The following is a 12,854-nucleotide window of genomic DNA, read 5'->3' as shown; positions in this document are numbered from 1 at the left end:
AGTTAAAATATTAAAGTTGATTTAATGGAGAACAGGCGGCGCACGACTTAGGTAAACACTGACGTGTTTGAAGAAGGTAACGGGTAAGACAAACTCACAAACATCAAATCGCTGTATCGCTAAATTTAGCGTCTGCGGAGCTGTGAACAGAATTTTATTTAGCTGATGTTGATGGAAGCAGAGCGTACAGTGCGTCTTCGCCCCATCATCAAGGTGAGTCACACTATGGGCTGAGGCAACAAAAGACAGCAGTATCAATACGGCGGCAAGCCATATCGAAATTGTGCGTCTTAAGTGACTATCTAGTCTCACTCAGTCGTCCCCATAGTAAAAAGTGGCACAAGTTTAAGTCAGGCCGCTAGTAAGTTGCAATAAGGTAATGGTCAAGCAATGCGTTACAAGATATTTACCATTGCAACTGATGGCGCCTTAAAAAGAGCACATTATTGGCAAAAATAGTTATTTAAGATTAGCTTAAGTCAGTGAATCTATTATGTGCCCAGTGTTATACAGGCTAAATATTTAATTCTATTCAACCCAGCAAAAGGCAACCAAAATGCTAGCATTCTTTCGTGAAAACTTAGGATTAATCTTAGGGATAGTGATTTTCGGCGCAGTCATTTTGGGCGGGATTTATTACGTAGAACACTCATTAGAGAGTCAAGAACAGGTTATTCAATAACAGGTTCACCCTGTAAAACAATGTCGAGCCTCAGTGGTAGGCCCCTAAACGGCTCGACAGGGTTAAACCAGTGTCATCCCATCTCTAGCGATATTTTTGCCGTTGATCGCTATCGTCTTCCTTCTCTGGCGCCTCAATCGTTTGCAGTTGATCCATAAAATGGCTCACCAGCAGCAACATTACACAGAAGATCATCACAGGGATCAAAAAATGCCGCGTCGAGGCATCGAAGTAACTGTATAAGCCCGTCAGGGCACTCGCATAAAAACCAAACAACTTTAACTTCAATAATTTAGGACTATGACCAAGCCACGCTGAACAATGGGGACATTGGACTTGGGCGTGAAAGCCCTTTCCGCGCTGCTGGGTAATTTGGGCAATTTTAATCGACTGATGACATTGGGAGCACAGCATGTAAAGTACATTCCTAACTATGGGGCGCTAAGTTTATCAGATCCTTATCCCATTCAGTCGAACTAATTAGCGTCGAGGTTTCAGAGCTTCATTCTATGGCCTAAAGCTGTAAACTGGCGCACAAATTTTAAACATTGTTAGTCTATTATGCTGTTGATATTTTACAGGGTTTAGCTCTACACCTATCATATACCTACCTCTTTTTGTCGAAGATAACGTCTATGCGCCGCTCGCTAATATTGATACTTGCCCTAAGCTTTCCGCTACTGATGAGTGCCAAGGTATTCGCTGCAGATCCAGACCCCATTACGACCAGCCCAACCGCTTCGGCATCAAACGAAACCCAAAGTGAATTAACCACACTTCAGACCGCCATTAAAGAGGACATTGCGCGCTTAGCTCAATACCAAGGTGAATTACGCACCATTGTTGAATATCGCATTCAAAATAAGACCTTACAGTTACGCAATAAGATTAAAGCACTCTTAGATGATAATACTTACGATAAAACTTTTATGCTGGCTCTAATCCAAGAGCAATTGCAGTTTAATCTGAAAATTAACGACTACTTTAATGATCTCATCACCAAGTTGGCTCAAAAACTTGGCACAGCGGATGATGAGGCCACCTTACTCGAGATCTCCAAACGTGAACTCGACAAAGACAATAACTACAAGCAACGGCTTGAGACCTTAAACTGGCTAACCCAAATTGGCCAAGATGTAACAGCTGAAAAAACACAGCTCACCCAACTCCTGCTTAACCGCGCCGATAACTTCGACAGCTTTGTCACTTACACCCAACAGCAGTTACAAAATGCGGTAAATGATGCCACCAATGCAGGGAAAGACGTTACCGCAGCGCAAACCAGTCGCGTGATACAACTAAAAGAACGTTTAGCACAAAACAGCCAGAGCCTCAGCACCAATATCGAGTTACTGGATGCACTAGGGCAAAATACCGCCTTGCTGAAAAAGACTTTGTTTAGTATTTCAGGTGATATTACGCAGGACGTATTAAACATTGATGTGGCATCGAGCTTAATAGAGCAATGGCTAAATACTGCGAAGGATCAAGCCATTAATCATGGACCAACATTGGTCTTTAAGTTATTTATCTTCTCTCTGATCCTGTTTGTCGCTGGCCTTGCAGGCAAACTGGTGAAAAAAATTGTCAGTAATACCGTTAGCAACTCTAAGTTGAATTTCAGCAAGTTACTACAAGACTTCTTTACCTCACTCTCGGGCAAGGCAGTATTTACTATCGGCGTACTGATTGCTTTATCCCAGCTTGGTATCGAATTAGGCCCCTTACTGGCTGGCTTTGGTATCGCGGGTGTGATCATCGGTTTTGCCCTGCAAGATACTCTATCCAACTTCGCTTCAGGCATGATGATTTTGATCTATCGTCCGTATGATGTCGGCGATTTGATTAATGCGGCTGGCGTATCGGGGCGCGTTAGCCATATGAGCCTAGTCTCTACCACCATTAAAACATTAGATAACCAGAGACTTATCATTCCCAACAATAAGATTTGGGGGGATACCATCAACAATATTACCGCCGAGCACCAGCGCCGAGTCGATATGACATTTGGCATCGGCTATGGCGATAGTATTGAGCAGGCCGAAGCGGTACTAAAATCGATTGTTGAGGCGCATCCTAAAGTGCAAAAAGTACCGGCTCCACTCATCAAGTTGCACGTATTAGGAGAATCCTCGGTCGACTTTATCGTCCGCCCTTGGGCAAAACCAGAAGACTATTGGGATGTATATTGGGATATCACCCGTGAGGTGAAAATGCGCTTCGATGCTGAGGGTATCAGCATTCCTTTCCCACAGCGCGATGTGCATATTTACCAAACCAGTAAATAGTCTTTCGTCAAAGCAAATTCTTAACAAAAGGCGCAATCTTTGATTGCGCCTTTTCATCTTTAGATTCAAATGGCTAACAAACTAACCTAATCCAGTAATCTCACCATCTGCGGTGATATCTATCTTTAAATAACCAGGGGTTAACCCAAGCCCAGGCATGGTCATCACATTACCTACCAATGCTGTTATAAACCCAGCCCCCGCATGCAGTACCAATTCACGCACGGGTACCATAAAGCCTTGAGGGACACCTTTAAGCTGAGGATCGTGGCTAATGGATAAGGGTGTTTTCGCCATGCAAACAGGTAAATGCCCATAACCAAGCGAGTTGAGCTCCTGTAATTGCAGCTTAGCCGCATCGGATAAGCTCACCCCTGCGGCGCCATAACCCACTTCAGCTAAGGTCGATAATTTAGCTTCTAAGTCCATATCATCAGGATATAACAACCGAAACTCGCTTGGCTGCTCACAGGCACGGATTACGGTTTGTGCGAGGCTAATGGCGCCGATTTCACCTTGGCTAAAAGCCTCGCTAAGTTCGCAACCAAATGCCGCGGTAGCACTTACAGCCTCAATTAACCAGTTAAGCTCGGCGTCCGTATCGGTGGCAAAGCGATTAATTGCCACCACAACGGGAATTCCGTAACGCGCTACATTGTTGATATGCCAGTTTAAGTTGGCAAAACCCGCCTCGAGACGGACTTGGTCTGGTACATTAATATCCGCATCGGACGTTAGGCCACTATTGGCCTTAAGTGCTTTCAAAGTGGTCACTAATACGGCGGCGCTCGGGGTTAATCCCGACTGACGCGCCTTGATATTACAGAACTTTTCAAAGCCCATATCAGAACCAAACCCACCTTCGGTCACCACAAAATCGGCTAACTTTAACGCAATATCATCGGCAATCACCGATGAGTTGCCATGGGCGATATTGGCAAAGGGGCCCGCATGAATAAGACAAGGAGCACCGTTTAAGGTCTGCATTAAAGTGGGTTTTACCGCCTCCGCCATAATCGCTGTCATCGCACCTGCGACACCAAGATCTTGCGCGCTAATGGTTTCCCCTTGACGATTAAGGGCTAGCACTAACTTACCTATACGTGCGCGCATATCCGCCAGATTGCCGCTCAGCGCCAGAATCGCCATTAACTCTGAAGCGGCAGTAATATCAAATCTTGAATGATAAGCAGGACCGTTGTTTTCACCCAATCCCACCTCAATTTCCCGCAAGCAACGGTCGTTATGATCAACCACCCTGTGCCAACGAATACCCTTAGGCTCAATATCTAAATACCTTAATCCCGATTGACGCTCATATTCCGCCCGCCCCAAACGCGTCTCATGGTAAAGCCGAGAAGCAATCGCCGCTGCACCAAGATTATGTGCGCTACTCACAGCATGAATGTCGCCTGTTAGGTGCAAATTCAGCTCCTGCATGGGCACCACTTGGGCGTAACCACCGCCTGCGGCGCCACCTTTCACCCCAAATACAGGCCCCATACTTGGCTGGCGAATACAGGCACAGACTTTGTTGCCGAGCGCCTTGAGCGATTGCGTTAAACCAATAGTCGTCACGGTTTTGCCTTCACCATGGGGCGTTGGCGTCACTGCGGTCACAATAATCAGCTTCCCCTTTGGTTGCCCGGCTAAGCGCTGCTGTACTTGTGGCTCCACCTTAGCTTTGGTATGACCAAATAGCTGCATCTCTTCGGGCAACAACCCAAACTCTGCACCAAGTTGTGCGATATCTTTTAGATGCGCGCGGCGCGAAATCTCCATATCGGTTAGCATGGGTAATATTTTCCTCTGGAACTTTGGTATACAAACTTTTATAGGAAATGAGTATACGGAACAAAAGCGTGCAAACAGTTTGTATCAGCCACCGCTGATTGAATATGGCGGATAGTAGGTGATTAGCTTTAAGATATATAGCCATCGAAAGGGTTAATGAGCGATTCCTTAATCTGCATCAAATAAATAGACCAAGGCCCTTCACCCTACAAAATACAGATTCCCAAAAGAGAAACAACATGAACGGATCCCCTTTTACTTTTTCAGAGTTTGTTGCCGGCTTTTGGCGAATGCACAGTTGGCAAATGTCACCCGCCGAGCGACTTAACCTGATAGAACAATATTTAGACCTAGGTGTGACCACTATGGACCACGCCGATATTTACGGCCAATACCAGTGCGAAACCCTGTTTGGCGAAGCATTAGCGCTAAAACCAGCATTAAGACAGCAGATGCAATTAGTGAGCAAATGCGGCATAAAACCCGCCTTCAATTGCCGTCCCGAGCGCTACGTGAACCATTACGACACCTCCAAAGCGCATATTATTGCCAGCGTGGAGCAATCACTAAAGTCGCTTAAAACCGATTATTTAGATCTGTTGCTGATCCACAGACCCGATCCTTTAATGGATGCCGATCTAGTGGCCGATGCCTTTGCTGACTTAAAACAAGCAGGGAAAGTGCAACATTTTGGGGTATCTAACTTCACCAATGCGCAGTTGTCATTATTGCAGTCGAGATTAACTGAGCCCTTAGTCACTAATCAGCTGGAGATCTCTCCGCTAATGATGGCGAGTTTACACGATGGCAGTCTCGATTTATGTCAGGAGCGGCGCATTCGGCCGATGGCTTGGTCATGTTTGGGCGGCGGAAAAATCTTTGACAATAGCCATCCACAGGCCATTCGCTTGCAACAAACCTTAGCAGTCATCGCCGATGAGATTGGCGCCCAAGATATCAGCCAAGTGATTTATGCTTGGGTGCGGATGTTACCGAGTCGACCCGTACCGATTATTGGCAGTGGTAATATCGCGAGGATAAAAACCGCGGTGGCCGCACAGACGCTCACATTAGACCGGCAGCAATGGTTTAGTATCTGGCAAGCATCAACCGGACACAGCGTGCCTTAACCCCCGCAAATCCCCCTCAAACAACACCAACAATAACGGCGCACTTGGCGCCGTTATCTTGATCCTGCTTAAAGCTGAACTTCACCACTGAGGTGCGGTCTGCGACCTTTACTGTCTCGCAGCTCAAACACCCACTTGTCTGGCGACTTTTCGTAACCAAATCCCACTTCGGCAGGCATCAGTAACGGCAGCTTAAAGGCAACATCAACCACAAAGGGGCGCTCACCAATCTCAGGCATCAATTCCGCTAAGCAGCGCGCCTTAGACCACATACCATGGGCCAGCACTCGGTCAAAACCAAAACGTTTCGACAACACGGGATGCAAGTGGATCAGGTTATAGTCACCCGACGCTTTGGCATAACGACGACCTAAATCTTCACTCAACTCCCAAGATTGAGGCGAGTCCCAGGCCATTTCAAGTGCCTTTGGTGGACGAACGCGACGACCGGCAGTCTCTATGCGATAGAGGTAAGTCGACAGCGATTCCCACACCAATTCTTCGCCCACAAAGGCCTTAGAAACAAACTCAAACTCTAAGCCCGAATCGGTTTCACGGCTGGTTGTTAGCGCGCATTCCAGGGAAAACACGTCATCGACCGTTGTCGGGCGATAGACTTGAATACGGTTCTTTAAATGGATCATCCCAAGTAACGGGAAGGTAATGCCATCATGGGTAAAAATCACCGCGTGCAGGCGAAATGCCATCACATAAAGGTAGGTGGGAGGTAATATTTTACCGTCGAAATCAAAACCACACACTTGCGCATATTGGCTGACTTTTGCCTCGGACACCTTCACATTGGGCGCGCTCACCTTGATATAAGGCAGCGGCTGTTGATCCCAACCGGGTTTACGGCCAAAGAAAATCTTGCGATAAAGAGAAAACAGCGACGGCATCGCGTTCAATTCAACACAATATGCATTATTCAAGTCTGAGTACCTTTTAATTAACTATCCCTATGCACGGATAGCCAGCAATACCCCCGAACAGATGCATAACATCTGGAAAATCAAAAAATCACGAGTGTAAAACAGGCAAAACAGTGTCTTAAAAGGGCTGATGCTGACTCTCCGAATGGACAATTATACCCAAACAACCTGAAGATGAGGATTCAGCGGGAATGTAACGCTCTTTAGGCAAGGCCATCTATTGCTCCTGCATAAATGGCATTCACGCCTTCCATGGCGCTTGCGGTTATTTGCGGACCTAGTGGACTAAGTTAAAAATAACCAACACAGCATAAAGAGCGTTAAAACCCGCCGAGACGGAGCGCCTAGGGCACTCCACTTCGGTGTTGCATCAATTCACAAGGTGTTCACATTCCTTCATTGATGCGCCTTGAATTGAAGCCCCCTAGACGCTCTGAAACTCATATCTTCAGGTCGCTTGGGTATATTAGAGTCAGGTTTATCGAAAACGGCATGATTATACCCTAGAGGATCGAGTTCTGGGTATCCCTAAGTAAAGTAGGATTTTTTACTACCTTTAAAATCAAAAAGTTACACTAAACCCCTAAAGCAACAATCATCGCAGCTACAGGAAAAGTGCGAAAATATGCCGCCTGTGCGACACTATCGCCCCCAGTCTTTAACTTAGTTAACCCGTGCAAGATAAGAATTTCGATAAACTCGCGCAAAAATTCGCGAAGAATATTTATGGCACGCCTAAAGGTGAAATCCGTGCTGCCGTGCTATGGCGCGATCTTGCTCCTGCATTAGCGCAATTTGGCGATAAAAAATTACGAATTTTAGATGCCGGCGGCGGTTTTGGTTACTTCAGCCAAAAGCTAGCACGTCTCGGACATGAAGTCGTACTGTGCGATATTTCCGCCGAAATGCTCGCCCAAGCGAAAGAGCAAATCGATGCCAGCGACACGCCATTGGCCATCAGCTTAGTACATTCGCCCATTCAAGCCTTATCGATTGCTGAACATGGCATGTTCGATCTTATCCTTTGTCATGCCGTGGTTGAATGGCTAGTCGATGCCAAGACCACCATGGAAGGCTTATTGACCATGCTTAAGCCCAATGGGCTGTTTTCGCTGATGTTTTATAATAAAGAAGCGATGCGATTCCATGCGCTCGTGTCGGGTAATTTCGACTATGTGGCCGCCGATCTAAAGGTGAAGAAGAAGGTACGCCTCACGCCAACGCACCCGCTTTATATCCATGATGTTAAACAATGGTTTGCCGAATGGCACATGACCCTGCAGCGCGAGTCGGGCGTGCGAGTGATCCACGATTATTTGAAAAAACAGCAAGCTGCGGATTTTGACTATCAAAAACTGCTGGCGATGGAGCTCGAATATTCCCAACGCGAGCCCTATATTTCGCTCGGTCGTTATGTGCATTTTTTAGGGCAAAGCGCTGCAACGTCCCAAGCATCTGAGTAATATCGCGAAATAATACAGGACGCCTTGGCGTCCTGTATTATTAAATCACCCGATGATTTGCTCCTAACTCAGTGCACCAAGTGCGTTAAAACTCAGAGTCCCAAGCACAATCCCAGTCAAATCACTAAATATCAGTATGATCAGTCACATTGCTCACGCCAACAGGCGGTTACTGTCGCGCCCTTCTGCTTAAGGAGTTGCACCACACTCTTATCGCCAACCACATGGCCCGCTCCCACCACTACAAATAAAGGCTCGCTATCAGTTACTGAACCCATCAATCTTATTATCCCATCAGCCATGACTTTATTACGCTGCCAGAGAATTTTATCCAGCATCTGTGTATCACCCTCGCCACCCAGTTGCTCCTGCATTAGCGTATCCAGCGCGGCTTCATCACCACTGCGCCATGCATCAACCAGTGAGAGCAGCTCAGCATCCGGCGCATCAATAGCTTCACGTACCATTGCCCACTGGATTTGACTATCGAAGGAGGCAAGTAATTGAAACTGTGACTCAGCCGTCTCTAACTCATAAACAGGCTTATCCCCGCGCCCAAGCAACTGCATGTCGACACCATAATCGGTGCTAAAACCTAAGCCATTGTAGCGTAATAGATTAAGTTGAGATGCCTGTAGCCAAGGCGCGAAAGCTTGAATTGACTGACATAAACTCGCTTTATCCCCACAATATTGGTTCATTGTAGTGACTGTTTGTTTATCTCTACTTTGCCAATCAAGCCCTTGCGCTGAATTTGCCATACCGTATTTTTGCAATAAGGCGCGGCTATCAACCTTATTCATATCGATTTCGACAACAAGTCCTTTGGATTTGGCGAACGCCGCCTCAACTTGTGCAGGCATAGGATAAAAATCAGCACGACCAATATGAATAGAGCCCAGCAGATAAGCTGATTTCCCCTGCCATTGCACACGATAAAATGGCGGTTTATCCGAAGGTGCAGCCCAAGTTATCCCACTTGCAAACAGCGTAACACTTAAGAGTACGAGTAATAGTCGCCACCGACTTGTTGCCATATCCTTTGCCCCTTATAATTCCTGCAAATTTTGCAATGAGACGCTGTTATGCCACACACTAAGGTTATAGAGCAACTGAAAGAAAATCTTCAAATCGCCTATCGCCAAGCCATCGATGCCGACGCTAAGTTAGATGAATTGAAAAAAGCTGGCCATGGAAAATTCACGAGTATCTTTACAGCCGAACAAGGGTTTATGGTTTCAAGCAATCGCTTTTTGCCATACGTGCAAGAACTGGTCGATGACTTAACTAAATTGCAGCAACACAGTAGCCTTGACCCCGTCGCACTCGAAACCTTAGTGCGTCAACTGGCCGCGCTGCTGCAAACGCTGCACGCCTTTAAAAAGCAAAGTTAATTCCATTTCCACGAGTGGATTTTCAGCCGCACAAATTGTCATCATTTTGTCATTTCTAAGTCATAGACTCCGCAAACATTGTTGCGGGGGCAGAAGTAATGACGAGTTTAGATCTAGCACAAGAGCTTGATAAGATAATTGCGAAGGGGGCAATCAGCCCCCTATTTCAGCCCATTTTCAATATATTGGAACATAAGATCCACGGCTTTGAGGCGCTCAGTCGTGGGCCAGAACACAGCCCACTTTATTCACCCGTTCCCCTCTTTAAAACCGCCGAGCATCAAGGCAAGTTGAGTGAGTTAGAAACCTTATGCCGCCGTATTGCGCTGGAGCAATTTAAGCTACGTCAGTTTCAAGGGCGCTTGTTTATCAATATTTCCCCAAAAGCCCTGCTCGATCCGGCTCACCCTAAAGGTATGACGCTGCAACTGTTGCAACAACTCGGGATTTCACCCTCACAAGTGGTAATTGAGCTGTCGGAGCAATATCCCGCCGATGACATTGATTTACTCAAATCTTGCCTGAATCACTATCGTAGCCAAGGATTTATGACGGCTATTGATGATTTAGGTGCAGGCTATTCGGGTTTACGGCTGTGGTCAGAGTTATCCCCCGACTATGTAAAAATCGATCGGCACTTTATCCACCAAATTGATTCGACCCCAGTTAAACAAGAGTTTGTGCGCTCGATTGTCGAACTCTGTCAAAGCCTTACTTGTAAAGTGATTGCCGAAGGAATTGAAACCCAAGAAGAACTAGCCGTACTTAAGCAGCTAGGAATTGTTTATTGCCAAGGTTATTTGCTTGGACGTCCAGAGGCACAACCAAGTCGCGCAATGAAAGCGACCTTAGTCCCTAACAACACCCAAATTCAGCCAAGATATAGCGAATCCGCTGAAAGCCTCTGTACCAGTGCAATAACAGTGGTGCCGACACTCAAGCTGAAGCACCTAAGCGACACCTTTAGCGCCCAACCCACCTTACAAGCTGTCGTTGTGGCGCAAGATCAACTGCCGCTGGGGATTATTAGCCGAGCAACTCTGCTCGAACTTTTCAGTACCCCCTATGGTCGGGCGCTTCATGAAAATCATGCGGTTAGCGAGGTGATGGATCACCAAGTGCTACAAATTGAAGCTAACGAACCGCTCTCCATTGTGAGTCAGTTATTGACCTCGGAGAGCGCCAATACCGTCGCCCAGCAATTTATTATTCTGCGCCGTGGCAAGTTGCTCGGCATTGGCCACACCAAAGATTTGCTCCAGCGGATCACCGAGCACAGGATCAAGATGGCAAGACATGCCAATCCCTTAACTGATTTACCCGGTAATGTGCCGATCCAAGAAGAACTAAAACGTCTCAGAACTCAGCAAAAGCCTTTCTACTTGGCCTATTTTGACCTGTGTCAGTTCAAGCCTTACAACGATATTTACGGTTTCTGCCGCGGCGATGAGGTGATCTGCGAGGTCGCCAATCTATTAGTGAAATACAAGACGGACAACTGCTTTATTGGCCATGTGGGCGGCGATGACTTTGTGGTAATCAGCACCTGCAATCAACTTATCGATCGTTGCCAACGGATATTGACGGATTTTGAAACCAATAAACCTCTCTTCTATAGTGCCGAACATTGGCAAGCCCAAGAGATGCTGGCAGATGACAGGCAAGGACAAGCTTGTTATCACAAGTTGATCAGCCTATGCGTCGGCGTACTCACACCAGCCCATACCTTTAACTGCAATGAACACAGCCTATCGACCTTAAGTGCCAAGGCAAAAAAACAGGCAAAATCCGCAAGTAACGGATTTTGCCTGTTAGAAGAACGAGAAGAGACTCTTCAAGCCTTGAGTGCTTAGATGGGAATAATGCCTACAACTTAGGCGCAACGGTTTTTTTCAACCAATCGCTGAGCATTTTTGTTTCATACATAAATGGCTTATCATTCACTGACTGAATGCCGGACATAAAGCCCATGTCGGAGAGTTTTTCATCCCCCGCGATGATCACTTTGTCATTTTCAAGCACTTGATAACTAAAGGTTATACGGGGTGGATAAAGATCTTTTATCACCCGTAAATCATCAGCTGTCGCCCCAAAGGTTGGACGCATATCGCCCGCTAAGTCGACATCAGTAACTGTCATCTCCAACTTTTGGTTCGGTTTTAAGACTTTTACGGCTTCTTTATTGATATTGGTGGTTAAGGTATCGAATAAACGCTTTTCATAACGGGACTGAATTTCGCCCGAAGATTTAATATCACGAAAATCTTTTGGATTTTGCCAAACAATCTTCACCACTCCGTCTTCAGTCACAGGGTCAGTTTTCGCCTCATCGGCGGCCCACACACTACTGCAACTCAACACACCGGCGAGTAATAGGAACTGGACTTTCATATTTGCCTCCTAGGCCTAATAGTTTCTGCGTTATACCGTACAAAATCTAACCTGAACTCGAGCTTAATGCAAAACGCTCCCCTTAACAGCACATAATCAGTAAGCTTTTGTATAAATTAGTAAATATGATAGAAAATTTCAGATGATATCGTATCTTTTTGTATCCAATACCCAATAAGGGATAAAGTTATTAATTTGTGACTTTTTAACGCGCATATTACCTAAAAAAGTATTATCCTTCGCACACTGTTTTATGACCTCTAATTAAAAATGAAATTCCCCGTTGTACCTGTATTTGTATTGATCCTACTTTCCTGTTTTGCCAGCGCGATTTGGTTTATCTCCTCAGGGGAGAAAGACACGCGCCCAGAAACTTGGTCATCTTTTATTTATACCCATGGTTATGATTCAGGTAAGTATAAAAAAACTGATAATTTCAATAGCTATGAGGCCTGTCGAGATTTTGCCAAAGAGCAATCATCTTTTTACGATAACGTGCCTTGGGAATGCGGTCTAAAATGTGGTTTTGACTCCCGTAAACAGGGATTTCAATGCCAAGAGATGCGTAACGAGCAGTAAGGTTATGGTTCAGCCAAGGTTCAAGATATCCCAGGTAAGCTTAATTTCTAAGCAATACCTTTGGTTTTGTTGGTCATGGATAATGGAATGGACCCATCCACTTTAAATCGGCCTCGCAATGGGCCACGATGTAGTCGCTAAAACTCATCAGAAAGAGGACGGGTCCACCTATGAAGATTACTACAATCGGTTTAGATATCG

General features: G+C 45.9%; 13 protein-coding genes. 7 read left to right on the top strand and 6 right to left on the bottom strand.

What is annotated here, in order from left to right; genetic code table 11:
• Nucleotides 1-21: 21 nt before the first annotated feature.
• On the bottom strand, nt 22-312 hold the full coding sequence (locus MMG82_RS08635; protein WP_037430153.1) for a hypothetical protein: 291 nt from the start codon (nt 310-312) through the stop codon (nt 22-24).
• A gap of 244 nt (nt 313-556) precedes the next feature.
• Here MMG82_RS08635 and MMG82_RS21590 point away from each other — a divergent pair, with 244 nt between their 5' ends.
• Entirely contained in the window at nt 557-682 is a 126-nt protein-coding gene (locus tag MMG82_RS21590; RefSeq protein ID WP_011621366.1) for a hypothetical protein, read from the top strand.
• Nucleotides 683-766: 84 nt separating this feature from the next.
• Here the strand turns inward: MMG82_RS21590 and MMG82_RS08630 are convergent, their stop codons facing one another.
• Nucleotides 767-1,096: a hypothetical protein gene (locus MMG82_RS08630; RefSeq protein WP_241406754.1), complete on the bottom strand. Its 330-nt coding sequence runs from the start codon at nt 1,094-1,096 to the stop codon at nt 767-769.
• Between the two features lie 221 nt (nt 1,097-1,317).
• Here MMG82_RS08630 and MMG82_RS08625 point away from each other — a divergent pair, with 221 nt between their 5' ends.
• Entirely contained in the window at nt 1,318-2,970 is a 1,653-nt protein-coding gene (locus MMG82_RS08625) for a mechanosensitive ion channel family protein (RefSeq protein ID WP_144376591.1), read from the top strand.
• An 81-nt stretch (nt 2,971-3,051) separates the two neighbouring features.
• Here MMG82_RS08625 and MMG82_RS08620 read toward each other — a convergent pair whose 3' ends face one another.
• Nucleotides 3,052-4,764, bottom strand: a complete 1,713-nt coding sequence (locus tag MMG82_RS08620; RefSeq protein WP_241406753.1) for a formate--tetrahydrofolate ligase — start codon at nt 4,762-4,764, stop codon at nt 3,052-3,054.
• A gap of 239 nt (nt 4,765-5,003) precedes the next feature.
• Here MMG82_RS08620 and MMG82_RS08615 point away from each other — a divergent pair, with 239 nt between their 5' ends.
• Nucleotides 5,004-5,894 carry an aldo/keto reductase family oxidoreductase gene (locus MMG82_RS08615; protein WP_240292558.1) on the top strand — a complete coding sequence of 297 codons (891 nt, stop codon included), beginning with the start codon at nt 5,004-5,006 and terminating at the stop codon, nt 5,892-5,894.
• 68 nt (nt 5,895-5,962) lie between these two features.
• Here MMG82_RS08615 and MMG82_RS08610 read toward each other — a convergent pair whose 3' ends face one another.
• Nucleotides 5,963-6,793, bottom strand: a complete 831-nt coding sequence (locus MMG82_RS08610; protein ID WP_080612392.1) for a MaoC/PaaZ C-terminal domain-containing protein — start codon at nt 6,791-6,793, stop codon at nt 5,963-5,965.
• Between the two features lie 707 nt (nt 6,794-7,500).
• Between MMG82_RS08610 and MMG82_RS08605 the strand changes: the two genes are divergently transcribed.
• Complete coding sequence (locus MMG82_RS08605) at nt 7,501-8,289, top strand: methyltransferase domain-containing protein (protein WP_069453666.1); 789 nt, start codon at nt 7,501-7,503, stop codon at nt 8,287-8,289.
• A 140-nt stretch (nt 8,290-8,429) separates the two neighbouring features.
• Here the strand turns inward: MMG82_RS08605 and MMG82_RS08600 are convergent, their stop codons facing one another.
• A complete protein-coding gene (locus tag MMG82_RS08600) occupies nt 8,430-9,326 on the bottom strand; it encodes a TraB/GumN family protein (protein WP_241406752.1) in 897 nt (298 codons plus the stop codon).
• 48 nt (nt 9,327-9,374) lie between these two features.
• On the opposite strand from MMG82_RS08600, the gene MMG82_RS08595 reads away from it, so the two are divergent.
• Nucleotides 9,375-9,683 (top strand): hypothetical protein, encoded by a 309-nt coding sequence (locus MMG82_RS08595; RefSeq protein ID WP_047536014.1) that lies wholly within the window; start codon nt 9,375-9,377, stop codon nt 9,681-9,683.
• A 98-nt stretch (nt 9,684-9,781) separates the two neighbouring features.
• Nucleotides 9,782-11,536: a GGDEF domain-containing protein gene (locus MMG82_RS08590; RefSeq protein ID WP_037414097.1), complete on the top strand. Its 1,755-nt coding sequence runs from the start codon at nt 9,782-9,784 to the stop codon at nt 11,534-11,536.
• A gap of 13 nt (nt 11,537-11,549) precedes the next feature.
• Here MMG82_RS08590 and MMG82_RS08585 read toward each other — a convergent pair whose 3' ends face one another.
• Nucleotides 11,550-12,074 carry a DUF3016 domain-containing protein gene (locus tag MMG82_RS08585; protein ID WP_037430174.1) on the bottom strand — a complete coding sequence of 175 codons (525 nt, stop codon included), beginning with the start codon at nt 12,072-12,074 and terminating at the stop codon, nt 11,550-11,552.
• Nucleotides 12,075-12,344: 270 nt separating this feature from the next.
• Here MMG82_RS08585 and MMG82_RS08580 point away from each other — a divergent pair, with 270 nt between their 5' ends.
• Nucleotides 12,345-12,653, top strand: coding sequence for a hypothetical protein (locus tag MMG82_RS08580; RefSeq protein WP_037414101.1), 309 nt, complete (start codon nt 12,345-12,347; stop codon nt 12,651-12,653).
• Nucleotides 12,654-12,854 lie beyond the last annotated feature (201 nt).

Source organism: Shewanella sp. MM_2022_3 (genome assembly GCF_022557375.1).
Lineage (GTDB): Bacteria > Pseudomonadota > Gammaproteobacteria > Enterobacterales > Shewanellaceae > Shewanella > Shewanella xiamenensis.
The sequence above is the reverse complement of the archived record's forward strand: the minus strand, read 5'-3'. Positions and strand labels throughout refer to the sequence as shown.

What these genes read in the sequence shown, in the direction of transcription:
- MMG82_RS08600 (WP_241406752.1), bottom strand. Translation starts at nt 9,326, where the DNA reads ATGGCAACAAGTCGGTGGCGACTATTACTCGTACTCTTAAGTGTTACG.
- MMG82_RS08595 (WP_047536014.1), top strand. Translation starts at nt 9,375, where the DNA reads ATGCCACACACTAAGGTTATAGAGCAACTGAAAGAAAATCTTCAAATC.
- MMG82_RS08625 (WP_144376591.1), top strand. Translation starts at nt 1,318, where the DNA reads ATGCGCCGCTCGCTAATATTGATACTTGCCCTAAGCTTTCCGCTACTG.
- MMG82_RS08630 (WP_241406754.1), bottom strand. Translation starts at nt 1,096, where the DNA reads ATGCTGTGCTCCCAATGTCATCAGTCGATTAAAATTGCCCAAATTACC.
- MMG82_RS08590 (WP_037414097.1), top strand. Translation starts at nt 9,782, where the DNA reads ATGACGAGTTTAGATCTAGCACAAGAGCTTGATAAGATAATTGCGAAG.
- MMG82_RS21590 (WP_011621366.1), top strand. Translation starts at nt 557, where the DNA reads ATGCTAGCATTCTTTCGTGAAAACTTAGGATTAATCTTAGGGATAGTG.
- MMG82_RS08580 (WP_037414101.1), top strand. Translation starts at nt 12,345, where the DNA reads ATGAAATTCCCCGTTGTACCTGTATTTGTATTGATCCTACTTTCCTGT.
- MMG82_RS08620 (WP_241406753.1), bottom strand. Translation starts at nt 4,764, where the DNA reads ATGCTAACCGATATGGAGATTTCGCGCCGCGCGCATCTAAAAGATATC.
- MMG82_RS08610 (WP_080612392.1), bottom strand. Translation starts at nt 6,793, where the DNA reads ATGCCGTCGCTGTTTTCTCTTTATCGCAAGATTTTCTTTGGCCGTAAA.
- MMG82_RS08585 (WP_037430174.1), bottom strand. Translation starts at nt 12,074, where the DNA reads ATGAAAGTCCAGTTCCTATTACTCGCCGGTGTGTTGAGTTGCAGTAGT.
- MMG82_RS08615 (WP_240292558.1), top strand. Translation starts at nt 5,004, where the DNA reads ATGAACGGATCCCCTTTTACTTTTTCAGAGTTTGTTGCCGGCTTTTGG.